The 22858-nt window shown below is 68.7% G+C and carries 23 protein-coding genes and 1 tRNA gene; 10 read left to right on the forward strand and 14 right to left on the reverse strand.

Features of this window, described 5'->3' with window-relative positions; all coding sequences use genetic code 11:
- Positions 1 to 376: 376 nt before the first annotated feature.
- Together ACI2L1_RS43040 and ACI2L1_RS43045 are read right to left on the reverse strand one after the other, a co-directional pair.
- Entirely contained in the window at positions 377 to 688 is a 312-nt protein-coding gene (locus tag ACI2L1_RS43040) for a hypothetical protein (protein ID WP_404744936.1), read from the reverse strand.
- 20 nt (positions 689 to 708) lie between these two features.
- Positions 709 to 2397: a sodium:solute symporter family protein gene (locus tag ACI2L1_RS43045; RefSeq protein ID WP_404744937.1), complete on the reverse strand. Its 1689-nt coding sequence runs from the start codon at positions 2395 to 2397 to the stop codon at positions 709 to 711.
- A gap of 111 nt (positions 2398 to 2508) precedes the next feature.
- Here ACI2L1_RS43045 and galT point away from each other — a divergent pair, with 111 nt between their 5' ends.
- The 4 genes from galT to ACI2L1_RS43065 all read left to right on the forward strand — a co-directional run bounded on the left by galT (position 2509) and on the right by ACI2L1_RS43065 (position 6575).
- Positions 2509 to 3594 carry a galactose-1-phosphate uridylyltransferase gene (gene galT, locus ACI2L1_RS43050; RefSeq protein ID WP_404744938.1) on the forward strand — a complete coding sequence of 362 codons (1086 nt, stop codon included), beginning with the start codon at positions 2509 to 2511 and terminating at the stop codon, positions 3592 to 3594.
- A complete protein-coding gene (galE, locus tag ACI2L1_RS43055; protein WP_404744939.1) occupies positions 3591 to 4559 on the forward strand; it encodes a UDP-glucose 4-epimerase GalE in 969 nt (322 codons plus the stop codon). The genes galT and galE overlap by 4 nt, the downstream gene beginning before the upstream one ends.
- Entirely contained in the window at positions 4559 to 5713 is a 1155-nt protein-coding gene (gene galK / locus ACI2L1_RS43060; protein ID WP_404744940.1) for a galactokinase, read from the forward strand. The genes galE and galK overlap by 1 nt, the downstream gene beginning before the upstream one ends.
- 88 nt (positions 5714 to 5801) lie before the next feature.
- A complete protein-coding gene (locus tag ACI2L1_RS43065) occupies positions 5802 to 6575 on the forward strand; it encodes a hypothetical protein (protein WP_404744941.1) in 774 nt (257 codons plus the stop codon).
- Here ACI2L1_RS43065 and ACI2L1_RS43070 read toward each other — a convergent pair.
- On the reverse strand, positions 6565 to 7023 hold the full coding sequence (locus tag ACI2L1_RS43070; protein ID WP_404744942.1) for a GNAT family N-acetyltransferase: 459 nt from the start codon (positions 7021 to 7023) through the stop codon (positions 6565 to 6567). The two genes, ACI2L1_RS43065 and ACI2L1_RS43070, sit on opposite strands and share 11 nt — an antisense overlap.
- A gap of 276 nt (positions 7024 to 7299) precedes the next feature.
- Here ACI2L1_RS43070 and ACI2L1_RS43075 point away from each other — a divergent pair, with 276 nt between their 5' ends.
- Positions 7300 to 8067: a LuxR C-terminal-related transcriptional regulator gene (locus tag ACI2L1_RS43075; protein ID WP_404744943.1), complete on the forward strand. Its 768-nt coding sequence runs from the start codon at positions 7300 to 7302 to the stop codon at positions 8065 to 8067.
- Here the strand turns inward: ACI2L1_RS43075 and ACI2L1_RS43080 are convergent.
- A complete protein-coding gene (locus ACI2L1_RS43080) occupies positions 8026 to 8523 on the reverse strand; it encodes a MarR family winged helix-turn-helix transcriptional regulator (protein WP_007382615.1) in 498 nt (165 codons plus the stop codon). The genes ACI2L1_RS43075 and ACI2L1_RS43080 overlap by 42 nt on opposite strands.
- Positions 8524 to 8612: 89 nt before the next feature.
- Here ACI2L1_RS43080 and ACI2L1_RS43085 point away from each other — a divergent pair, with 89 nt between their 5' ends.
- The 3 genes from ACI2L1_RS43085 to ACI2L1_RS43095 all read left to right on the forward strand — a co-directional run bounded on the left by ACI2L1_RS43085 (position 8613) and on the right by ACI2L1_RS43095 (position 9997).
- Complete coding sequence (locus ACI2L1_RS43085) at positions 8613 to 9407, forward strand: trans-aconitate 2-methyltransferase (protein ID WP_404744944.1); 795 nt, start codon at positions 8613 to 8615, stop codon at positions 9405 to 9407.
- Entirely contained in the window at positions 9407 to 9760 is a 354-nt protein-coding gene (locus ACI2L1_RS43090) for a VOC family protein (protein ID WP_404744945.1), read from the forward strand. Before ACI2L1_RS43085 ends, ACI2L1_RS43090 begins: the two co-directional genes overlap by 1 nt.
- 63 nt (positions 9761 to 9823) lie before the next feature.
- A complete protein-coding gene (locus tag ACI2L1_RS43095) occupies positions 9824 to 9997 on the forward strand; it encodes a CsbD family protein (protein ID WP_280858169.1) in 174 nt (57 codons plus the stop codon).
- 27 nt (positions 9998 to 10024) lie between these two features.
- On the opposite strand, the gene ACI2L1_RS43100 is transcribed toward ACI2L1_RS43095, so the two are convergent.
- Both ACI2L1_RS43100 and ACI2L1_RS43105 read right to left on the reverse strand, forming a co-directional pair.
- A complete protein-coding gene (locus ACI2L1_RS43100; protein WP_404744946.1) occupies positions 10025 to 10705 on the reverse strand; it encodes a TetR family transcriptional regulator in 681 nt (226 codons plus the stop codon).
- Positions 10702 to 11712 carry an acyl-CoA desaturase gene (locus ACI2L1_RS43105; protein WP_404744947.1) on the reverse strand — a complete coding sequence of 337 codons (1011 nt, stop codon included), beginning with the start codon at positions 11710 to 11712 and terminating at the stop codon, positions 10702 to 10704. The genes ACI2L1_RS43100 and ACI2L1_RS43105 overlap by 4 nt, the downstream gene beginning before the upstream one ends.
- 306 nt (positions 11713 to 12018) lie before the next feature.
- Here ACI2L1_RS43105 and ppc point away from each other — a divergent pair, with 306 nt between their 5' ends.
- Positions 12019 to 14778: a phosphoenolpyruvate carboxylase gene (ppc, locus tag ACI2L1_RS43110; RefSeq protein WP_404744948.1), complete on the forward strand. Its 2760-nt coding sequence runs from the start codon at positions 12019 to 12021 to the stop codon at positions 14776 to 14778.
- Positions 14779 to 14843: 65 nt separating this feature from the next.
- Here the strand turns inward: ppc and ACI2L1_RS43115 are convergent, their stop codons facing one another.
- The 8 genes from ACI2L1_RS43115 to ACI2L1_RS43150 form a co-directional block, all read right to left on the reverse strand.
- Entirely contained in the window at positions 14844 to 15515 is a 672-nt protein-coding gene (locus tag ACI2L1_RS43115; RefSeq protein WP_404744949.1) for an LPXTG cell wall anchor domain-containing protein, read from the reverse strand.
- A gap of 136 nt (positions 15516 to 15651) precedes the next feature.
- Positions 15652 to 16155, reverse strand: a complete 504-nt coding sequence (locus tag ACI2L1_RS43120; RefSeq protein WP_404744950.1) for a hypothetical protein — start codon at positions 16153 to 16155, stop codon at positions 15652 to 15654.
- Positions 16156 to 16186: 31 nt separating this feature from the next.
- Positions 16187 to 16789, reverse strand: a complete 603-nt coding sequence (gene pth / locus ACI2L1_RS43125; protein WP_404744951.1) for an aminoacyl-tRNA hydrolase — start codon at positions 16787 to 16789, stop codon at positions 16187 to 16189.
- Between the two features lie 75 nt (positions 16790 to 16864).
- Positions 16865 to 17458 carry a 50S ribosomal protein L25/general stress protein Ctc gene (locus tag ACI2L1_RS43130; RefSeq protein ID WP_404744952.1) on the reverse strand — a complete coding sequence of 198 codons (594 nt, stop codon included), beginning with the start codon at positions 17456 to 17458 and terminating at the stop codon, positions 16865 to 16867.
- Between the two features lie 198 nt (positions 17459 to 17656).
- Positions 17657 to 18637, reverse strand: a complete 981-nt coding sequence (locus tag ACI2L1_RS43135; protein WP_404744953.1) for a ribose-phosphate diphosphokinase — start codon at positions 18635 to 18637, stop codon at positions 17657 to 17659.
- Positions 18638 to 18770: 133 nt separating this feature from the next.
- Positions 18771 to 20219, reverse strand: coding sequence for a bifunctional UDP-N-acetylglucosamine diphosphorylase/glucosamine-1-phosphate N-acetyltransferase GlmU (glmU, locus tag ACI2L1_RS43140; RefSeq protein ID WP_404744954.1), 1449 nt, complete (start codon positions 20217 to 20219; stop codon positions 18771 to 18773).
- A 116-nt stretch (positions 20220 to 20335) separates the two neighbouring features.
- Positions 20336 to 20406: transfer RNA gene (locus ACI2L1_RS43145), tRNA-Gln, on the reverse strand.
- A gap of 11 nt (positions 20407 to 20417) precedes the next feature.
- Positions 20418 to 21290 (reverse strand): hypothetical protein, encoded by an 873-nt coding sequence (locus tag ACI2L1_RS43150; RefSeq protein WP_404744955.1) that lies wholly within the window; start codon positions 21288 to 21290, stop codon positions 20418 to 20420.
- A gap of 167 nt (positions 21291 to 21457) precedes the next feature.
- Here ACI2L1_RS43150 and ACI2L1_RS43155 point away from each other — a divergent pair, with 167 nt between their 5' ends.
- Entirely contained in the window at positions 21458 to 22765 is a 1308-nt protein-coding gene (locus ACI2L1_RS43155) for a sensor histidine kinase (RefSeq protein WP_404744956.1), read from the forward strand.
- Positions 22766 to 22858 lie beyond the last annotated feature (93 nt).

Here is a 22858-nt window from a genome sequence, read left to right on the forward strand (position 1 = left end):
CGAACGGCCCGTCGTGGCGCACGGGATGGCGAACGGCCCGTCGTGGCGCACGGGATGGCGAACGGCCCGTCGTGGCGCACGGGATGGCGAACGGCTCGTGGTGGCGCGCGTGGTGGTTGGCGGCCCGTCGTGGCCGCGGGATGGGGAACGGCCCGTTGTGGCGCGCGGGGTGGTTGGCGGTCCGTCGTGGCGCAGGCCGCCTGCAACCCCCTAGGGGCGCGGGGAACTGCGCGACCAGCCACAACGGACCCGCACCCGCCAGTCGACACAGCGAGCCACATCAATAGGCGCCCGGCCCAAGCCCAGCGCCAGCTGCCCGCGGGGAACCGGCCCGCAGCCGCACGGCAACCCGACCCGGCACCCCGTGAGGCGCTTGCTATTCGTCCTCCGATACGGCCTCCGGCACCGGCGGCGGAGTCGGGCGTAGCTTCAGCCAGACCAGGAAGAAGATGCCGAGGAGCAGCATGCCGAGGCCGGTCCAGAGGTTGATGTTGACGCCCTCGGCCTTGTCGAGGGTGGCGTCGGACGGGTTGATGCCGGCGATCGTGACGATGACGCCGTAGAGGACGAACAGGCTCCCGATGATGCGGCGCAGGTCGAAGATGCGGGCCGCGGTGGCGGACTTGGCCTGGAGTTCGGCCACTTCCCGCTGGACGTCGTGTTCGGAGTAGCCGTGCTGATCGGACATGGTTTCTCAATCCTCCGCGGTCAGAACGAGAACGGGATGTAGCAGGCGGCCGCCAGGACGACCGCGCCCCAGCCCAGCAGGGCGGGACGGCGGTACCAGGCGTCGTCGCCGGCGGCGGGGGCCTCGGTCATGCCGGGGGACGTCGTGCCGTAGACCAGGCCCTGGAGTTCCTCGGCGGGCTTGGGGGCCGTGAAGGGGGACACGGCGAACATGACCACCGCACCGGCCACGAAGCCGACGATCGCGGAGACGAAGTTGGCGCCCTGGTCGGTGGGGATGTCGATGATGCCCTGCTTGTAGATCCAGAAGTAGTTCACCATCGCCGCGACCGTGCCGGCGAGCAGGCCCCAGAAGCCCGACTTCGCGGACGCGCGCTTCCAGAACATGCCGACGATGAAGACGACGAACATCGGCACGTTGAAGAAGGAGAACAGGGTCTGGAGGTAGCTCATGATGTTCGAGAAGGATGAGGCGAGGAACGCTGTGCCTACTGAGGCGCAGACGCCGATCACTGTGATCAGGCGGCCGAAGCGGACGTAGTAGCCGTCCTCGCGGCCCCTTACTGCGTACCTCGCCCAGATGTCGTTCGTGAACACGGTGTTGAAGGACGAGACGTTCGCCGCCATGCCTGCCATGAAGGCCGCCAGGAGGCCCGTCACCGCGATGCCCAGGACGCCGTTCGGCAGGAGCTGTTCCATCAGGTACGGGATGGCGTCGTTGTACTGGTAGCCCGAGTCGGCGCTGCCGAAGCCGGGGATCAGGGCCGCCGCGACCAGGCCCGGGATCATCACCAGGAACACGATGAAGATCTTCGGGTAGGCGGCGATCAGGGGAGTGCGCTGGGCTGCTGAAAGGTTCTTCGCCGAGAGGGCTCGCTGGACCTCCGCGAAGTTCGTCGTCCAGTAGCCGAAGGACAGCACGAAGCCGAGGCCGAGGACGATCGTCAGCCAGTTCGCGCCCAGGGGGTTCGCGCTGCCGATGCCTGTGCCGCCCCAGGCCGTGGTGAAGTTCGCCCCGTGCTCCGCCGTCAGTTTGTCCGTGAGGCCGTCCCAGCCGCCCACCTTCTTCAGGCCCAGGACGACCAGAGGGATCAGGGCCGCCAGGATCACGAAGAACTGGAGGACCTCGTTGTAGATGGCGGAGGAGAGGCCGCCGAGGGTGATGTAGGCCAGGACGAAGGCGCCTGCGACCACGATGGCCACCCATTGCGGCCAGCCCAGGAGGGCTTCCACGACGATCGCCAGGGCGTAGAGGTTCACGCCGGCGATCAGGATGGCCGCGAAGGCGAACAGGGCCGAGCTGAGCAGGTGCGCCCACTTGTCGAAGCGCAGCAGCAGCATCTCGGGGACCGAGCGCACCTTGCTGCCGTAGTAGAACGGCATCATCACCAGGCCGAGGAAGACCATGGCCGGGATGGCGCCGATCCAGTACCAGTGGACCGTATAGGCGCCGTACTGCGCGCTGTTGGCGGCCATGCCCAGGATCTCGGTGGCGGCCAGGTTGGCCGAGATGAAGGCGAGACCCGTGATCCAGGCCGGCAGGGAGCGCCCGGAGAGGAAGAAGTCCAGGCTCGTCTTCACCGAGCGGCGGGCCGCGAAGCCGATGCCGAGGACGACGACGAAGTAGATGCCGAGGATCGTGTAGTCGAGCCAGTTGGTGGGGAGTCGCAGCTCCGCGGCCAGGTATGCGCCTTTTGCGGTGGTTTGCATAGTCAACAATTGAACACCTCGACTGGTGTGCTTTGTTTGATTCTGATGTTGACGTTGGTGGGTGGTCATGGTTACTTGTGTTTAGTTATGTTTGAGTGAAGGAGTCCGGCGGTGAAGAAGACCTCGACCCGACTGGCCGACGGTCGCGAGCTCATCTACTACGACCTGCGCGACGACACCGTCCGCGACGCCGTGGACCGGCGTCCGCTGGAGCGGACTGTCACCACGTCCGAGGTTCGTCGGGATCCGCTGCTCGGCGACTCCGTTGCCATCGCCTCGCACCGGCAGGGGCGCACCTACCACCCGCCCAAGGACGAGTGCCCGCTGTGTCCCTCGCAGGGTGAGCGGCTGAGTGAGATCCCGGACTCGTCGTATGACGCCGTGGTCTTCGAGAACCGTTTCCCCTCGCTGGCGGGGGACTCCGGGCGCTGCGAGGTCGTCTGCTTCACCTCCGACCACAACGCCTCCTTCGCGGACCTGACCGAGGAACAGGCGCGGCTGGTTCTCGACGCCTGGACCGACCGGACCTCGGAGCTGTCGCATCTCCCCTCCGTCGAGCAGGTGTTCTGCTTCGAGAACCGCGGTGCCGAGATCGGTGTAACCCTGGGTCACCCGCACGGCCAGATCTACGCCTACCCGTTCACCACTCCGCGCACCGCCCTGATGCTGCGTTCTCTCGCAACTCATAAGGAGGCGACCGGAGGTGAGAATCTCTTCGACGCCGTCCTGGAGCGCGAGCTCGCCGACGAGCGGGTCGTCCTGGAGGGTGAGCACTGGGTCGCCTTCGTGCCCTACGCGGCGCACTGGCCGTACGAGGTGCATCTGTATCCGAAGCGGCGGGTGCCCGATCTGCTCGGCCTGGAGGAAGAGGCCCGCACAGAGTTCCCCAAGCTCTATCTGGAACTCTTGAGGCGCTTCGACCGGATCTTCGATGGGCCGGGTGGAGGGAAGGAAGGTGCGGGTGAGCTCTCTACGCCGTACATCGCCGCCTGGCATCAGGCGCCGTTCGGCGCGCTGGAGGAGTTCGAGGGCGTCAACCGCGACGACTTCGCGCTTCACCTGGAGCTTTTCACCATTCGACGTACGTCCGGCAAGCTGAAGTTCCTCGCGGGGTCCGAGTCGGGCATGAACGTCTTCATCAACGACATCCGACCGGAGGCCGCGGCACAGCGACTGCGAGAGGTAGCGAGTTCATGAAGTACCTGGTGACAGGTGGCGCGGGGTATGTCGGCAGTGTCGTGGCCCAGCATCTGCTGGAGGCCGGGCACGAGGTCGTCGTCCTCGACAACCTCTCCACCGGCTTCCGCGAGGGGGTGCCCGCGGGTGCTTCGTTCGTCGAGGGCGACATCCGTGATGCCGCGAAGTGGCTGGACCCCTCCTTCGACGGCGTGCTCCACTTCGCCGCCTTCTCGCAGGTCGGCGAGTCGGTCGTGAAGCCCGAGAAGTACTGGGACAACAACGTCGGCGGCACCATGGCCCTCCTCGGCGCCATGCGCGAGGCCGGCGTCAAGAAGCTCGTCTTCTCTTCTACGGCCGCCACGTACGGGGAGCCCGAGGAGGTGCCGATCGTCGAGTCGGCGCCGACCAGGCCCACCAACCCGTACGGCGCCTCCAAGCTCGCCGTCGACTTCATGATCACCAGCGAGGCCAACGCGCACGGCCTTGGCGCCGTGTCCCTGCGCTACTTCAACGTGGCCGGGGCGTACGGCGAGCAGGGTGAGCGGCACGACCCCGAGTCGCACCTCATCCCGCTGATCCTCCAGGTCGCCCAGGGCAGGCGCGAGGCGATCTCCGTGTTCGGCGAGGACTACCCGACCCCGGACGGCACCTGCATCCGCGACTACATCCACGTCGCCGACCTGGCCGAGGCCCACCTCCTCGCCATCAAGGCCGCCACCGCGGGCGAGCACCTCATCTGCAACCTCGGCAACGGCGAGGGCTTCTCCGTCCGCCAGGTCATCGAGACCGTCCGCGAGGTCACCGGCCACCCGATCCCCGAGGTCGTGGCCCCCCGCCGGGGCGGCGACCCGGCCACCCTGGTCGCCTCCGCCGCCACCGCCCGCGAGAAGCTGGGCTGGAACCCGTCCCGCGCGGATCTCGCGGGGATCGTCGCGGACGCCTGGGAGTTCGCGCAGACCATCAGCGCAGCAAGGGAGCAGTAGTGGCGGCACAGCAGGTCCGGGACGGTTTCGCCGAGCTCTACGGAACCGAGCCCGAGGGTGTCTGGTCGGCGCCTGGCCGCGTCAACCTCATCGGTGAGCACACCGACTACAACGACGGCTTCGTGATGCCCTTCGCGCTGCCGCACACCGCCGTCGCGGCCGTCTCCCGGCGCGAGGACGGCGTCCTGCGCCTGCATTCGGCGGACGTCGAGGGCGGCGTCGTCGAGCTGCGCCTGGAGGACCTCGCCCCGGAGAGCGACCGGAACTGGACCGCCTACCCGGCCGGAGTCGTCTGGGCGCTGCGCGAGGCAGGACACCAGGTCACCGGCGCCGACGTCCACCTCGCCTCGACGGTCCCGGCGGGCGCGGGCCTGTCCTCGTCGGCGGCCCTTGAGGTCGTCGTCGCGCTCGCCCTGAACGACCTGTTCGACCTCGGCCTCCAGCGCTGGCAGCTGGCCCGTCTGTGCCAGCGCGCCGAGAACGTCTACGTCGGCGCCCCCACCGGGATCATGGACCAGACCGCGTCCGCCTGCTGCGAGACCGGGCACGCCCTGTTCCTCGACACCCGGGACCTCTCCCAGAAGCAGATCCCCTTCGACCTCGCCGCCGAGGGCATGGTCCTGCTGGTGGTCGACACCCGCGTCAAGCACGCCCACAACGAGGGCGAGTACGGCAAGCGCCGCGCGGGCTGCGAGCGGGGCGCGGCCCTGCTCGGCGTGGACGCCCTGCGGGACGTCCCCTACGGCGAGCTCGACGCGGCCCTCAAGAGGCTCGGCGACGACGAGGAGGCCGTACGCCTGGTGCGGCACGTGGTCACCGAGGACGAGCGGGTCGAGAAGGTCGTCGCCCTGCTGGAGTCGGGCCAGACCCGTGCGATCGGCCCGGTGCTGGTGGCCGGCCACGCCTCCCTGCGCGACGACTTCCGCATCTCCTGCCCGGAGCTGGACCTGGTCGTCGACACCGCCCTCGCCTCCGGCGCCCTGGGCGCCCGGATGACCGGTGGCGGCTTCGGCGGCTCGGCGATCGTGCTGGCCGAGGCGGCCGACGTGGAGAACATCACGAAGGCGGTCGAAGAGGCCTTCGCCGCCGCGGAGTTCACCGCTCCGCGGGTGTTCGAGGCGGTGCCCTCGGCGGGGGCGCGGCGCCTGGTCTGAGACCGACTGACCGCTGTTTTGCCCGGCTTGATCCGAACTTGGGGAAAGCCGGGTCTCGCCCTGACATACGCGCCAGTAGCGTCGGAGCGTGAGTCGAGGGCACCATCGCATCCTGTCGGCGATCGGCATCGGCTGCTATGTGCTCGCCGCGATCGTGGCGCTGTATCTGCCGGCCGATGATTTCGGGCCGAGCCTCCTCGTGCCCCTGTGGATCGCCCACGGCGTGCTCCTCGCCGTCCTGCTGGTGAAACTCGGCGCGGGCGAGTCCGCTCTGTCCGCCGCCCTGCTGGTCGTGGGCGCCTCGGTGATGGCGGTGTACGTCGCCGACACGGCCCGCGAGGACCTCACCCTGGAACGGCGGGGCGAACGGGTCGTCGCCACGGTCGTACGGGAGTGGCGGTCCTCGACCCGGCACACCTACGACTACACCCTCGCCCTGCACGACGGCACCAAGGTCCCCGGCCCCGCCCTCCGGGCCACCTCCGACCGCTACGACGTCGGCCAGACCCTCACCGTGATCGAGGACCCCGAGGGCGAGATCGGCCCGGTGACTCCGGGACAGGCGGACGCCACCGGTGACGTGCTCGCCGCCGCGTCGTTCGCGCTCGTCGCGCTCGGCGCGGTCCCCTGGACGGCCTGGCGCGGAGCGGTCGCCGTACGGCGGCGGGAGGCGCGCGGGCGGCGCGACGAACAGGAGCACATGTTGCGCGAGGCCCTGCGCACGGCGTCCCCCGACGCCCACGGCTATCTCGAGGTGCACCCCGGGCACTACCCCGACGTGCCCCATCCGCGCGCCGACAGCATCGCCTGGGAGATGGGCCTCAAGCCGGACACCCCGGGCTCCTGGCGCTTCAGACGGTGAGCCGCTTGGTCAGCGTGTACTCCGTGATCCCCGGCGGATAGTCCGGGATCACGCACACCACCTCGTACCCCTGCTTCTTGTAGAACTCCGGCGCCTGGAAGTCCCAGGTCTCCAGACGTACGGCGGCGCAGCCCCGGCCGCGCCGCGCGAGGTGCTCGGCGGTCGCGAGCAACTGCGAACCCACGCCCGCCCCGCGGTGCCGTTCGTCCACCCACAGGTAGGTCACGTGCAGCCAGCTGGTCCAGGTGTGGCCGACCAGTCCGCCCGCCAGGGCACCGGAGCCGTCCAACGCCCAGACGTGGAGCGGAAGTTCCCGTTCACCTGGGGTTCCGCGCAGTGCGCGCAGGACGGGAGAGGCGGCCGTGTTGGCGTCCAGCAGGCGTTTGCGGAGCAGATCTTGCCGGGCTTTGTCGACTTCTGTCTCCAGACGAAACATGCGGCTCACCATAAACGCACCGGACAGCCAGTTCTGCAAATAACCTTCCGCTCCTGCCCCCCGGCCGTACCCTGATGAACAGCACCGGTGGGGGCCGGTGCTGATCAGGGGGCGAGACAGTCGGGTACGGCGCCCGAAGTGGGGGTAGCAGCTCTTGTGCGGCGGCGGCCGTGCGGCCATCGTGCTTCGAGTGTCGTACCCGCGGCGGTGTCGTCTCCCCAGTCGTCTTTTTTCGGACGATGACGACGGGGTATCCCCTGCTCTTCGAGAGCTTGGGAAGGGGGTTTCGTGGTTCGTATCCGAGTCCTGGTCGTAGACGACCATCGCATCTTCGCCGAGTCGCTCGCCGCCGCGCTGGCGGCCGAGCCCGACGTGGAGGTCTCCGCGGCCGGCAGCGGTCCCGCCGCGCTGCGCAGTCTGGAGCGCGCGGCCGCCGAGGGCCGCCGTTTCGACGTACTGCTCGTCGACGCGGACCTGGGCGGCAACGTCCAGGGCATCAGGCCCGCCGTGTCCGTGCAGGACGGCAACGAGGACGGGCTGGTCGACGGCATATCGCTGGTCGCGGGGGTCCGTTCGGCACAGCCGGCGGTACGGATCGTCGTGCTCGCCGAGAAGGACGATCCGCGGCGGGCCGCGCTGGCCCTGCAGGCCGGCGCCTCGGGCTGGGTCGCCAAGGACTGCTCGCTGTCCCGGCTGCTCACCGTCATCCGGGGGGTGCTGCGGGACGAGACGCATCTGCCGCCCGCCCTGCTGACCGGTGTGCTCAGGGAGCTCACCGCCGCCCGCAAGCACCGCACCGAGAGCGAGCGGCTGGTGGAGTCCCTCACTCCGCGCGAGCGTGAGGTACTGCGCTGCATGGTCGCGGGGCTCGGCCGCAAGGCGGTCGCCGAGCGGCTGTTCCTGTCGCCGCACACCGTCCGCACCCATATGCAGAACGTCCTCGGCAAGCTGGGCGTCCACTCCACCCTGGCCGCCGTCGCACTGGCGCGGCGCGCGGGCGTGGGTCCGGCCGACCTAGCCGGGGATGTTGTCGAACGGGGCGGTCAACTGGCGTAGCAGCCCGGCCAGTTCCCCGCGTTGTGCGCGGGACAGCTCGGCGAGGATCGCGCGTTCCTGTTCCAGCAGACCGGCGAGGGCCTGGTCCGCGCGGTCCTTGCCGTCCTCGGTGAGCCTGACCAGCACCCCGCGCCGGTCGCTCGGGTCGGGCAACCGCTCCACCAGGCCCTTCTTGGCCAGCCGGTCGATGCGGTTGGTCATCGTGCCCGAGGTGACCAGAGTCTGCGTCAGCAGCTGTCCCGGGGAGAGCTGATACGGCGTTCCCGCGCGCCTGAGCGCGGTCAGCACGTCGAACTCCCAGGGCTCCAGGCTGTGCTCGGCGAAAGCCAGCCGGCGTGCCCGGTCCAGGTGCCGGGCCAGTCTGCTCACCCGGCTGAGCACCTCCAGCGGCTCCACGTCGAGGTCCGGGCGCTCCCGGCGCCACGCAGCGACCAGCCGATCGACCTCGTCCTCCATGACGATCAGTGTAGTGGTTGTGTCGACATGAAGTCTCTTGATGTGAAGTCTCTTGACATCAAGATAAAACTGGAGGAACAGTGAGTCCCATGACGACTTGGGACCCCGCTCAGTACCTCCGCCACGCCGACCACCGCGCCCGCCCCTTCACCGACCTCCTCGCCCGTGTCCCGGACCTGCCGGGCGAACGGCCCGTGATCGCCGACCTGGGCTGCGGCCCCGGCAACGTGACCGCGGTGCTCGCCGCGCGCTGGCCCACGGCCCGCATCACCGGCTACGACAACTCCGCCGAGATGCTCGACAAGGCGCAGGTCGAGCACGCGGGCCCCACGTCCGGCGGCGGCCGGCTCGACTTCGCCCACGCGGACGTGCGCACATGGACGCCTTCACAGCCGTACGACCTCATCGTCAGCAATGCCACGCTCCAGTGGGTGCCGGGGCACGTGGAGCGGTTCGCCGACTGGATCGCCGGGCTCGTCCCCGGCGGCACCTTCGCCTTCCAGGTGCCCGGGAACTTCGGCTCCCCGAGCCACGTCCTGATGCGGGAACTGGCCGGGGCGGCGGGGGTCGCGGAGGAACTGCGCCACGACGACGCCGTCCTCGCGCCCGAGGCCTATCTCGCGGCGCTGGCCGACCTGGGCTGCGAGGTGGACGCGTGGGAGACGACGTACGTGCACCTGCTGCAGGGGGAGGACCCGGTCCTGGACTGGGTGAAGGGGACGGGCCTGCGGCCGGTCCTCACCGCCCTCGCCGACGACCCGACGGCCCGGGAGAAGTTCCTGGGCGAGTACCGGGCGGCCCTGCGCGAGGCCTATCCGGCGGGACCGCACGGCACACCGTTCCCCTTCCGCCGCATCTTCGCGGTGGCCCGTAAGGAGGGGTGATGCTCGTCGCCGTCGACCATGTGCAGCTCGCCGCGCCGCCCGGCTCCGAGGAACTGCTGCGCGCCTTCTACGTCGGTGTCCTCGGCATGACGGAGATCCCCAAGCCGCCGGCGCTCGTGGCGCGCGGCGGGTGCTGGTTCGAGGCGGGAGCCGTGCAGTTGCATCTGGGGATCGAGACCGACTTTCGGCCGTCGAAGAAGGCCCACCCGGGGCTCAGGGTCACGGACATCGCGGCGTGCGCCGCCCGGCTGGAGGCGAACGGGGCCCCGGTCCGTTGGGACTCCGGCTTGCCGGGGCGCCGACGGTTCCACTCCCGCGACCCTGTCGGCAACCGGCTGGAGTTCCTGGTTTGACCCCGGCGGTCAGGGTCACCCGCAGTGATGACAGCGGAGTCGCAATCGCTGGGAGTGAGAAGCGTGGCAAAAGACCAGAAGGGCAAGGCCAAGAAGGAACAGGCCAAGGGCAAGGCCAAGGAGGCCATGGGGCGCGCGGTCGGCAACGAGCGCATGGAGGCCGAGGGCCGCATGGGGCAGTCCAAGGGCGACGCCCGCCAGGCCAAGGAGAAGACGAAGGACACCTTCAAGCACTGATGACGTGTGCACAGGGCGCCGGAGAGCTCAGCTCTTGCGGCGCCCTATCAGGTGCGGCTTGGCCTCCAGGCCGTCCAGGCCGTGCCACGCCAGGTTCACCAGATGCGCCGCCACCTCCGCCTTCTTCGGGCGGCGGACGTCCAGCCACCACTGGCCGGTCAGGGCGACCATGCCGACCAGGGCCTGGGCGTACAGGGGGGCCAGCTTGGGGTCGAAGCCCCGGCTCTTGAACTCCCGGCCCAGGATGTCCTCGACCTGCGTCGCGATGTCCGAGATCAGTGACGCGAAGGACCCCGTGGACTGGGGGATGGGGGAGTCCCGGACCAGGATCCGGAAGCCGTCCGTGTACTCCTCGATGTAGTCCAGCAGCGCGAACGCGGCCTGCTCGCACAGTTCACGGGGGTGGCCGGCGGTCAGGGAACTCGTCACCATGTCCAGCAGGCGCCGCATCTCGCGATCCACCACCACCGCGTACAGGCCCTCCTTGCCGCCGAAGTGCTCGTACACCACCGGCTTGGAGACGCCCGCCTTCGCCGCGATCTCCTCCACCGACGTGGCCTCGAAACCCTTCGTGGCGAAGAGGGTGCGACCGATCTCCAGAAGCTGCGCGCGGCGCTCGGCACCCGTCATCCGGGTGCGCCGGGCACGCCGCGGCTTCGCTTCGTTGCTCGGGGTACTGCTGGAGTCGGTCGCCACGGCGTCCATCATGCCGCCTCGGCGGCCTCCTTCTTGCGCCGGGAGCCGTCCCCGTCCGTGTTCCGGCGGGAATCGATACGCGAGCGTGACGGCCAACGCACGTCGTACGCCCAGCCGAGCATCTCGAACCAGCGGATGATCCGCGCCGAGGAGTCCACCTGGCCCCGCATCACCCCGTGCCGTGCCGAGGTCGGGTCGGCGTGGTGCAGGTTGTGCCAGGACTCACCGCAGGACAGCACGGCCAGCCACCACACGTTGCCCGAGCGGTCCCGCGACTTGAAGGGCCGCTTGCCGACCGCGTGACAGATCGAGTTGATCGACCAGGTCACGTGGTGCAGCAGGCAGACACGGACCAGGGAGCCCCAGAAGAACCCGGTGAACGCGCCCCACCAGGACATCGTCACCAGACCGCCGATCAGGGCGGGCAGCGCGAGGGAGAGCATGGTCCAGTAGATGAAGTGGCGGGAGATCGTCCGGATCGCCGGGTCCTTGACCAGATCCGGTGCGTACTTCTCCTGCGGGGTCTGCTCCTCGTCGAACATCCAGCCGATGTGGGCCCACCACAGGCCCTTTATCAGCGCCGGGAGCGTCTCACCGAACCGCCACGGCGAGTGCGGGTCCCCCTCGGCGTCGGAGAACTTGTGGTGCTTGCGATGGTCGGCCACCCAGCGCACCAGGGGCCCCTCGACCGCCAGCGAGCCCATGATCGCCAATGCGATCCGCAGGGGCCGCCTGGCCTTGAACGAGCCGTGCGTGAAGTAGCGGTGGAAGCCGATGGTGATGCCGTGGCAGCCGAGGTAGTAGAAGAAGACCAGCAGGCCCAGGTCCAGCCAGCTCACGCCCCAGCCCCACGCCAGCGGCACCGCCGCGAGCAGCGCGAGGAAGGGAACGGTGATGAAGAGGAGCAGCGTGATCTGTTCGATCGAACGCTTCTGCTCACCGCCCAGCGTCGCGGAGGGCGGTGTCGAGCCGTCGGTCGCCTTCGGGGCGTCATCGATCACATCGGAGCTCGTGGTCATGGGGCGTCCCCTGGGGGGTTTCGAGGGTTGAGACAGGTGCCGGGCTGCGGGAATCCTTCCCGGGTTCCGTTACAGCGGACCCTACGGATCCGTAACCTACGGCATCGTAAGTATGGCAGTGCGGCGCCCCGCGGCAAGAGCCCGAGAGTCTGCGCGTCCGCATCGACACCTATCCTTGGACTCGGTCGGACAGCGCGGTCCGCTCTGATTTCTTCCCGGATGTCCGGCCCGTATGCGGCGGCTGCCGCACGACCGCACTTCGGGTTCCCTCCCGGACGAGCTTCAACACTGCAAGGAGCCGCACCTGTGAGCAGTGCCGACGACCTGACCACGAGCGCCACGTCGACCAGTAGTGAGCTGCGCGCCGACATCCGCCGACTGGGCGACCTCCTGGGCGAGACCCTCGTCCGCCAGGAGGGCCCCGAGCTGCTGGAACTGGTCGAGAAGGTGCGCCGCCTCACCCGTGAGGACGGCGAGGCCGCCGCCGAACTGCTGCGCGGAACCGAACTGGAGACCGCCGCCAAGCTGGTGCGCGCCTTCTCCACCTACTTCCACCTGGCCAACGTCACCGAGCAGGTGCACCGCGGCCGCGAGCTGCGCGCCCGCCGGGCCGCCGAGGGCGGTCTCCTCGCCCGTACCGCCGACCGCCTCAAGGACGCCGACCCCGAGCACCTGCGCCAGACGGTCGCCAACCTCAACGTCCGCCCGGTCTTCACCGCCCATCCGACCGAGGCCGCCCGCCGCTCGGTGCTGAACAAGCTCCGCAGGATCGCCGCGCTCCTGGAGACACCCGTCATCGAGGCGGACCGGCGCCGCTACGACACCCGCCTGGCCGAGAACATCGACCTCGTCTGGCAGACCGACGAACTGCGCGTCGTGCGCCCCGAGCCCGCCGACGAGGCCCGCAACGCCATCTACTACCTCGACGAACTGCACGCGAACGCCGTCGGCGACGTCCTGGAGGACCTCACCGCCGAGCTCGAGCGCGTCGGCGTCAAGCTCCCCGACGCCACCCGCCCCCTCACCTTCGGCACCTGGATCGGCGGCGACCGCGACGGCAACCCCAACGTCACCCCCCAGGTGACCTGGGACGTCCTGATCCTCCAGCACGAGCACGGCATCAACGACGCCCTGGAACTCATCGACGAACTGCGCGGCTTCCTCTCGAACTCCATCCGCTACACCGGCGCCACCGAGGAACTCCTGGAGTCCCTGCGCGGCGACCTGGAGCGACTGCCGGAGATCAGCCCCCGCTACAAGCGGCTGAACTCCGAGGAGCCCTACCGGCTCAAGGCCACCTGCATCCGGCAGAAGCTGGAGAACACCAAGCAGCGCCTGGCCAAGGGCATCCCGCACGAGGACGGCCGCGACTACCTCGGCACCAGCGAGCTGCTGAACGACCTCACACTGATCCAGACCTCACTGCGCGAGCACCGCGGCGGGCTCTTCGCCGAGGGCCGGATGAACCGCACCATCCGAACCCTTGCCGCGTTCGGCCTCCAGCTCGCCACGATGGACGTCCGCGAGCACGCCGACGCCCACCACCACGCCCTCGGCCAGCTCTTCGACCGCCTCGGCGAGGAGTCCTGGCGCTACGTCGACATGCCCCGCGACTACCGGGCCAAGCTGCTCGCCAAGGAGCTGCGGTCCCGTCGTCCACTGGGCCCGACCCCGGCCCCCGTCGACGCGGCCGGCGAGAAGACCCTCGGCGTCTTCCAGACCGTGAAGCGGGCCCTGGAGGTCTTCGGACCCGAGGTCATCGAGTCGTACATCATCTCGATGTGCCAGGGCGCCGACGACGTCTTCGCGGCCGCCGTCCTGGCCCGCGAGGCCGGCCTGCTCGACCTGCACGCAGGCTGGGCGAAGATCGGAATCGTGCCGCTCCTGGAGACCACCGACGAGCTCAAGGCCGCCGACACCATCCTGGAGGACATGCTCTCCGACCCGTCGTACCGCAGGCTCGTGGCCCTGCGCGGCGATGTGCAGGAGGTCATGCTCGGCTACTCCGACTCCTCTAAGTTCGGCGGCATCACCACCTCGCAGTGGGAGATCCACCGCGCCCAGCGCCGCCTGCGTGACGTGGCCCACCGCTACGGCGTCCGCCTGCGCCTCTTCCACGGCCGCGGCGGCACCGTCGGCCGCGGCGGCGGCCCCTCCCACGACGCCATCCTCGCCCAGCCCTGGGGCACCCTGGAGGGCGAGATCAAGGTCACCGAGCAGGGCGAGGTCATCTCCGACAAGTACCTCGTCCCCTCCCTGGCGAGGGAGAACCTGGAACTGACGGTCGCCGCCACACTCCAGGCGTCCGCCCTGCACACCGCCCCCCGCCAGTCCGACGAGGCGCTGGCCCGCTGGGACGCGGCGATGGACGTCGTCTCCGACGCCGCGCACGCCGCGTACCGCAGGCTCGTCGAGGACCCGGACCTGCCGACGTACTTCCTCGCGTCGACACCGGTGGACCAGCTCGCCGACCTGCACCTCGGCTCACGACCCTCCCGCCGCCCCGGCTCGGGCGTCTCCCTCGACGGACTGCGCGCCATCCCGTGGGTGTTCGGCTGGACCCAGTCCCGGCAGATCGTCCCCGGCTGGTTCGGCGTCGGCTCCGGCCTGAAGGCGCTGCGCGAGGCGGGCCTGACCGCGACGTTGGGAGGAGAGGGCGTGCTCGACGAGATGCACGAGCAGTGGCACTTCTTCCGGAACTTCATCTCCAACGTCGAGATGACGCTCGCGAAGACCGACCTGCGCATCGCCCGCCACTACGTCGAGACCCTCGTCCCCGCCGAGCTCCAGCACGTCTTCGCCGACATCGAGGCCGAGCACGAGCTCACCGTCCGCGAGGTCCTGAGGATCACCGGCGAGGACGAACTCCTCGACGCCACCCCGGTCCTCAAGCAGACCTTCGCCATCCGCGACGCCTACCTGGACCCGATCTCCTACCTCCAGGTGACCCTGCTCAAGCGCCAGCGCGATGCGGCCGCCGCCGGCGAGCCCACCGACCCGCTGCTCGCCCGCGCCCTGCTCCTGACGGTCAACGGCGTCGCGGCGGGCCTGCGCAACACCGGCTGACCCTCGTTCGGACACGAAGAAGCGGTGCCCCTGAGTCATCAGGGGCACCGCTTCTCGCTGTCGCGTCAGGCCCGGCGCCGCCTGACCACGAGGAAGCCGCCCGCCGCCATCAGCGCGGCGGCGACACCCGCGAGCAGGCCCACGGGGGCGCCGTTGCCGGTCTCGGCGAGGTCACCGGTGGAGCTCTGCGCGGAAGCGGAGGAAGAGGCCGAAGGCGAGGCCCCGGCCTCGGCGGACTCGCCGGGCCCGGCGCTGGGCTCGGTGCTGGGATCGGCACCGGGGGAGGCCGACGCGGTGGGCGTGGCCGTACCACCTCCCCCGCCTTCCTCCTCCTCGCAGTCCGTCCAGAACACCTTGTGCTTGGCGGCGCCCTTCTCCCCGTCGAAGTTCCAGAACAGCTTGTAGTGCCCGTCGGGCAGCGACAGATCGTCCGTACGGCCGTGGCCGTCGGCGTCCAGCGTGATCGCGCCGGACTTCACGGTCTCGCCCTTGACATCGGCCGTCGGGGCCCAGGCCTCGATGTGCCAGTCGACCTCCTGGACCGCGTCGAACCCGAAGGCGTCCAGGTAGAAGGAGCAGACGTGCGGCTCGTTCTTGCGGAGCTCTTCGCCGGTGGTGGCGTCGTGGATCTTCACGGTTCCGTTGTCACCTGGAGCGGTGGCGTGGGCGACCGGGGCGACCAGGAAGGCCGCCGTGGCGACGGCGGACAGAACGCCGGCGCGGGTGATGGTACGCATGAGGCAGTAGTCCATCTTCGAGAGTGAACGGAAGATGTGGAGGGGGCGGCTCAGCTTCCAGCCGTGACTGACACCTGGTCAATCACGAACAGGAAACAAATAGATCGTTCACAAGGGGGCGGCCCCCGAAAACGGCTCAGATCACCGCGAAAGCAGCCGTGAGCAGCGCGATCCCCGACCCCGCCAGCACCCACGCGACCCGCGTCCGGCGCAGCCCGCCCGCCACGACCACCGACGCGAGCAGCAGCGCCCCGCCCATCGGCACCCAGGAATACAGCACACCCGCCGGTCCGGACCGTACGACGTCATCACTACCGGGCTTGACCACGACCGTGTAGGTCTGCCCCTTCCGCACCGCCACACTCTTCTGGATGACGGCCCGCGCACGCGCCCGCGACCCCTGGGACAGCGGGGTGTACGGACCCGTACAGGCTTCCCCGGAACACCGCGTCACCTCGACCGTGCCCTGCTCACGCCCCTTGGTGAGCATCACGTACTGGGCAGTGCCCCAGGACGCCCACACCCCGGCGATCAGGATCACCACCGCGACCGTACCCATCGACGCGTGCCGCCCGAGCCGCAGTGCGGTAGTCGAGGTCTGACGGGCGGAGGCGGCGATGGCAGGCATGGCCGGGATCATTGGCCATGGGGTTGCTCGAAGTCAATGCGGGCTACGAGTTGTACGTGCTCTGCGCCCGCTCAAGACCCTCGATCACCAAAGCCTCCACCGCGTCCGCGGCCCGGTCCACGAAGTAGTCGAGCTCCTTGCGCTCACTCGACGCGAAGTCCTTCAGCACGAAGTCCGCGACCTGCATACGGCCCGGAGGGCGCCCGATCCCGAACCGCACCCGGTGATACTCCGACCCGAACGCCTTGGTCATCGACTTCAGCCCGTTGTGACCGTTGTCCCCACCGCCCAGCTTCAGCCGCAGAACGCCGTAGTCGATGTCCAGCTCGTCATGGATCGCCACGATGTTGGCGACGGGCACCTTGTAGAAGTCCTTGAGCGCGTTCACCGGCCCGCCGGACAGATTCATGAACGACATCGGCTTCGCCAGGATCACCCGCCGGTTCCCCGGCCCGGGCGGACCGATCCGCCCCTCCACGACCTGCGCCTGCGCCTTCCCGGCCCGCTTGAACCGGCCCCCGACCCGCTCGGCCAGCAGATCGGCCACCATGAAACCCACGTTGTGCCGGTTGCCCGCGTATTCGGGCCCCGGATTGCCGAGGCCCACGATCAGCCAAGGGGCGTTGGCGGGGGTGGTCACGTCCATCTCTCCTCACGTGCAAACAGCCGCCGCCCCCTCTCAGGGAGCAGCGGCTGGAGCTTATACGGCGAGCGCGGGGGCTCAGGCCTCCGCGGCCTCGTCGCCCTCGGCGGCCTCGCCCTCGGACTCCTCGGCCTGCGCGGCCAGGACCTGCAGGACGACCGTGTCCTCCTCGACAGCCAGCTTGGTGCCCTTCGGCAGCGGGATGTCCTTGGCGAGGACGGAGTCGCCGGCGGCCAGGCCCTCGATGGAGACGGTGACCGACTCGGGGATGTGCGTGGCCTCGGCCTCGACCGGAAGCGCGTTCAGGACGTGCTCCAGCAGGTAGCCGCCCGGGGCCAGCTCACCCTCGGTGTGGACGTAGATCTCGACGTTGACCTGCTCGCCACGCTTGACCAGCTGCAGGTCGACGTGCTCCAGGTGGCCCTTGATCGGGTCACGCTGCACGGACTTCGGGATCGCCAGCTCGTTGGTCTTGCCGTCGATGTCCAGGGAGATCAGGACGTTCGACGTACGCAGCGCGAGCAGCAGCTCGTGGCCCGGGAGGGTCAGGTGGATCGGGTCGGAACCGCGACCGTACAGAACACCGGGAACCTTGGCGTCACGGCGGATACGGCGGGCGGCGCCCTTGCCGAACTCGGAACGGGTCTGGGCGGAGATCTTGACCTCGGACATACGGATCACTCCTCGTAGAAACAGCGACGGACGTGGTCACCCGGCCACGAACGGCCTGCTACGAAGAGCGCGTCGATAACGGATCGCCGTACCCATGGATACGGCCTCCCTCGCCGAGCAACTCGCACAGCTTACTCGGCGCGGAAGGCCACAGAAAAATCGATCATGCAGAAGCGTTTTTACACGTTCGGGCCCGGCCTACTGCTCATCGAACAGGCTCGTCACCGAACCGTCCTCGAACACCTCACGCACCGCACTCGCGATCGTCGGCGCGATCGACAGCACCGTGATCTTGTCCAGCTCCCGATTCAGCTCACCCGGCGTCGGCAGCGTGTTCGTGAACACGAACTCGCTCACCCGGGAGTTCTTCAACCGATCCGCCGCCGGACCCGACAGCACACCATGCGTCGCCGTCACGATGACATCCTCGGCACCATGCGCGAACAACGCGTCCGCCGCCGCACAGATCGTGCCACCCGTGTCGATCATGTCGTCGACCAGCACACACACCCGGCCCTTGACCTCACCCACGACCTCATGGACGGTCACCTGATTCGCCACGTCCTTGTCACGCCGCTTGTGCACGATCGCCAGCGGCGCACCCAGCCGGTCGCACCAACGGTCCGCGACCCGCACCCGACCCGCATCCGGGGACACGACCGTCAGCTTGTTCCGGTCCACCTTCGCACCCACGTAGTCCGCCAGCAGCGGAAGCGCGAACAGATGGTCCACAGGCCCGTCGAAGAAGCCCTGGATCTGATCGGTGTGCAGATCAACCGTCAGAATCCGGTCCGCACCCGCGGTCTTCATCAGATCCGCGATCAACCGCGCCGAGATCGGCTCACGACCACGATGCTTCTTGTCCTGCCGCGCATAACCGTAGAACGGCACGATCACCGTGATGGAGCGCGCCGAAGCCCTCTTCAACGCGTCGATCATGATGAGCTGCTCCATGATCCACTGGTTGATCGGAGCCGTGTGGCTCTGGATCACAAAGCAGTCCGCACCACGCGCCGACTCCTGATAACGGACGTAGATCTCACCGTTCGCGAAGTCGAAGGCCTTCGTCGGGACGACCCCGACACCCAACTGCTGGGCGACCTCCTCGGCAAGCTCGGGGTGGGCGCGGCCGGAGAAGAACATCATCTTCTTCTCGCCGGTCGTCTTGATCCCGGTCACAGCACTGTCTCCTCAGAGGTTTCACAGCTGGATGCCGACAGACCGCGCCGCTGGGCGCGACGGGCCGTCTCAGCTGGTGGGGTGCGGGTGTGCAGTTATCACGGTACGACGACTTTGGCGCACCTGTTTCCGGTCAGTCCTCGCTCGCGCCCTCCCGGGAAGCCGCCTCGGCAGCCTTCGCCGCCGCGCTCCCCGGACGCTTCCGGGCCACCCAGCCCTCGATATTCCGCTGCTGGCCACGGGCCACAGCCAGCGAACCGGGCGGCACATCCTTCGTGATCACAGACCCCGCCGCTGTGTACGCACCATCTCCGACCGTGACAGGAGCCACAAACATGTTGTCCGAACCCGTACGGCAATGCGACCCGACGGTCGTGTGGTGCTTGTCCTGTCCGTCGTAGTTCACGAACACGCTCGCGGCACCGATGTTCGTGTACTCACCGATGGTCGCGTCACCGACATAGGACAGATGCGGGACCTTCGTACCCTCACCGATCAAGGCGTTCTTCGTCTCGACGTACGTCCCGATCTTGCCCTTGGCACCAAGCCGGGTGCCCGGACGGAGATACGCATACGGCCCCACCGTCGCCCCGGCGCCGACATGAGCGCCGTCGGACACGGTGTTGTCGACCCGGGCGCCCGCTTCGACGACGGTGTTCGTCAGCCGGCTGTTGGGGCCGACCTCGGCACCCTCGCCGATGTGCGTGGAACCGTGCAGCTGCGTACCCGGATGCACCACCGCGTCCTGGCCGAAGGTGACACTCACATCGACCCACGTCGTGGCCGGATCGATCACGGTGACACCGGACAGCATGGCGGCCGTCAGCAACCGGTCGTTCAGAATCCGCCGCGCCTCCGAGAGCTGCACACGATTGTTGATCCCCGCGATCTCACGGTGATCGGCGGCAACCGAAGCACCCACCCGATGACCCGCCTCCCGCAGAATCCCGAGCACATCAGTCAGATACTCCTCACCCTGACTGTTGTCCGTACGCACCTTCTTCAGCGCGTCGGCAAGGAGTTGCCCGTCGAAGGCGAACACCCCCGAGTTGATCTCCCGGATCGCCCGCTGCTCCTCGCTCGCGTCCTTGTGCTCCACGATCGCCGTCACGGCACCGGAGGCCTCGTCCCGCACGATCCGCCCGTACCCGGTCGCGTCCGGCACCTGCGCGGTCAGCACCGTCACGGCGTTCCCGTCCGCGGAATGCGTGGCGGCAAGGGCGTTGAGCGTCCCACCGGTCAGCAGGGGAGTGTCCCCGCACACCACCACCACGGTCCCGCCGACGCCACCGCCCAGCTCCTCCAACGCCATCCGAACGGCGTGCCCGGTGCCGTTCTGCTGCGCCTGCACAGCGGTTCGTACGTCGGCGTCGGTGTCGGCGAGATGAGCGACGACCTTCTCGCGCGCGTGGCCCACGACCACGACGAGGTTCTCGGGGTCCAACTCACGGGCGGCGGCGAGCACATGCCCGACGAGGCTGCGGCCACAGATCTCATGGAGAACCTTGGGTGTGGCCGACTTCATACGGGTGCCCTCACCCGCTGCGAGAACGACGACGGCTGCCGGGCGAATGGCGCTCACGGGATGCCCTTCGGCTGTGGAGGGGGTGGGGTGACATCCGCAGGATACCGGGGCGTTTCGTGGGGGACATGAGAGTGGGCCCTGACAGTGCTGTCAGGGCCCATCGACTTGTCATGCTCCCGGGGAAGGAATCGAACCCTCATTCAATGGACCAAAACCATTTGTCCTGCCTTTAGACGACCCGGGAGGGTATGTGCCCTATGTCCGATTTTCCTGATCGGCTTCGCGCACGGACACCACTATGCCGTACCAGGAGCCCTCGATGCGACGGTACAAGTCGGCGCCCTTGAGGACTTTGATCACCAGGCAACCCCGGTACGAGTCGCCGATGTTCTTGCGGACCGTCTTGGGATTGTGCTTCTTGATGGTCGTTTTGTTGAAGGCGGAGCGGTCGGCTCCGACCAAGTCGGCCCAGTACTGTTCGGCGCCGGCGATGTCCGCGGTTTCGTGAATCATCACGGTGAACCGGAGGCGTTCCCGCTCTACTTGCAGGAGGTCGAGCCAGGCCAGGAAAACCTCGATCATGCCCGGATCGCTGTTGACGAAGACGACGCTCTCTCGGCGGTCGTACGGCTTGTCCTTGCCGCCCTCGGCCCAGTACAGGCCGACGCCGAGCAGGAAGAGCTCGCGGTCGGACAGCTCTCCGATAGCCTCCGCCGCAGCTGCCTTGCTCCGCTGCCGCTCTTCGTCCCGCACCGCCAGCTCGTGCTCCCACCTCTTGCTGCAGGCCAGCCGTGCCTGTTCGGCGGGGTCGCGCCGCACCGGCTTCGGTAGATCCCGTACCCACAACGAGATCGAACTCTTCGAGCACCCCAGCTCCACCTGGATCTGGTCGTATGTCCACCCTTGCAGCCGCAGCTCCCTCGCCCTGTCCCGTAGGTCGTCCTTCGCGTTCGGTCGTTTCGTCCATTCCGGAGGGGGCTCGCCCTCCAGGAGCCGGTTGAGGATGTCGTTGTTGTCGACGTGCAGTCGGTCACGGATCTGGCGTCGGCTGAGTCCCGCTCGTCGCAACGCGACCGCCCGCTCCCGCAGCCCTTCGAAGTCGGCGTATTTGCCCTGTGGATGTGCCATGCGCATACCGTCCGAGCGGAATCCGATCTTCCGGGCTCGAACGGTGAGCGATTCAGCAGTTCGAGGGATATCGGGTGGTTTCGTGGTCGATCGGTCACTCGATGTGGTGTAGGCCAGTCCGCGAAAGTCACCGGAAATCCGGCGGGCGCCGCCCGTAGGCTGGGGGCATGACCACGACGGGGGAAGGCACCGCGACGGCTCAGACGGGGCCGTGGTGGTGGGTGCGGTGGCGTAGTGCGCTGCTGGATGTGGGGTTGGCGTCGGCGTCCGCGGTGGAGTGTGCGTTCGAGGGGATCCGGTTCGCGGACGACGCGGGGATCCCGATGGTCGCGGGGATTGTCTTCGGGGTGCTGGCCGGGTCTGTTCTGGTTGTTCGGCGTAAGTGGCCGATCGCGGTCGTTCTTGTCTCGATCGCGATCACGCCCGCCCAGATGGGTTATCTGATGGGCATTGTCGGCCTTTACACGCTGTCCGCGTCCGAGCTGCCGCGCCGGATCATTGGTTCGCTGGCGGGGATGTCGCTGGTCGGGATGCTGATCGTGATGTTCGTACGCGTCCGGCAGGATCCGGGGCAGGCGAATCTGGATCTGGGGGACTGGTTCGTACCGTTCGTGGCGATCACGACCGCGATCGGGATGACCGCGCCGCCGCTGCTGCTCGGGCTGTACGTGGGGGCCCGGCGGCGGCTGATGGAGAGTCTCCGGGAGCGCGCCGACAGCCTTGAGCGGGAGCTTCAACTGCTCGCGGAGCGGGCCGAGGAGCGCGCGGAGTGGGCGCGCAACGAGGAGCGGACGCGGATCGCCCGGGAGATGCACGACGTGGTGGCGCATCGGGTGAGTCTGATGGTTGTGCATGCGGCCGCGTTGCAGGCTGTCGCCCGGAAGGATCCGGAGAAGGCGGTCAAGAACGCCGCGCTTGTGGGGGACATGGGGCGGCAGGCGCTGACCGAGTTGCGGGAGATGCTCGGGGTGCTGCGCAGTGGGGGCGCGTTCGGTCGGCGGGAGCGGGCCGCGATGCCGTTGGCCGCGGTGGGGGTGGCCGCGGCGGCGGCCGCTTCGCGGGCGGTGGAGGAGGCGGACGGGCCGTGTCTGGACGACTTGGACACGTTGATCGGGCAGTCCGCGGCGGCGGGGATGGCGGTGGATCTCTCGGTGGAGGGGGATGTCCGGGTGTACGGCGCGCAGATCGAGCAGACGGCGTTCCGGGTGGTGCAGGAGGCGTTGACGAACGTCCACAAGCACGCGGCGGGTGCGAAGACGTATGTACGCCTCGCGCACCGGGTGTCGGAGATCGCGATGCAGGTGGAGAACGAGCCGCCGCCGGAGGTGCCGTCGCTCGCGTCGGCGCGGTTGCCGTCGGGGGGCAATGGTCTGGTGGGGATGAAGGAGCGGGTCTCGGCGCTGGGTGGGGTGTTCGTGTCGGGGCCGACGGAGGCGGGGGGTTTCCGGGTGTCGGCGGTGATTCCGGCGGCTTAGAGGTCGTTTTCTCCCGTTGTTTCATCCCGAGATGCGGGTTTCATCCGGTGGTGTCGGGTCGCGCCAGGAGATCGTGGTCTCGCCGGTGAGGCG

The sequence above is a fragment of the Streptomyces sp. NPDC019531 genome, assembly GCF_044903305.1.
Lineage (GTDB): Bacteria > Actinomycetota > Actinomycetes > Streptomycetales > Streptomycetaceae > Streptomyces.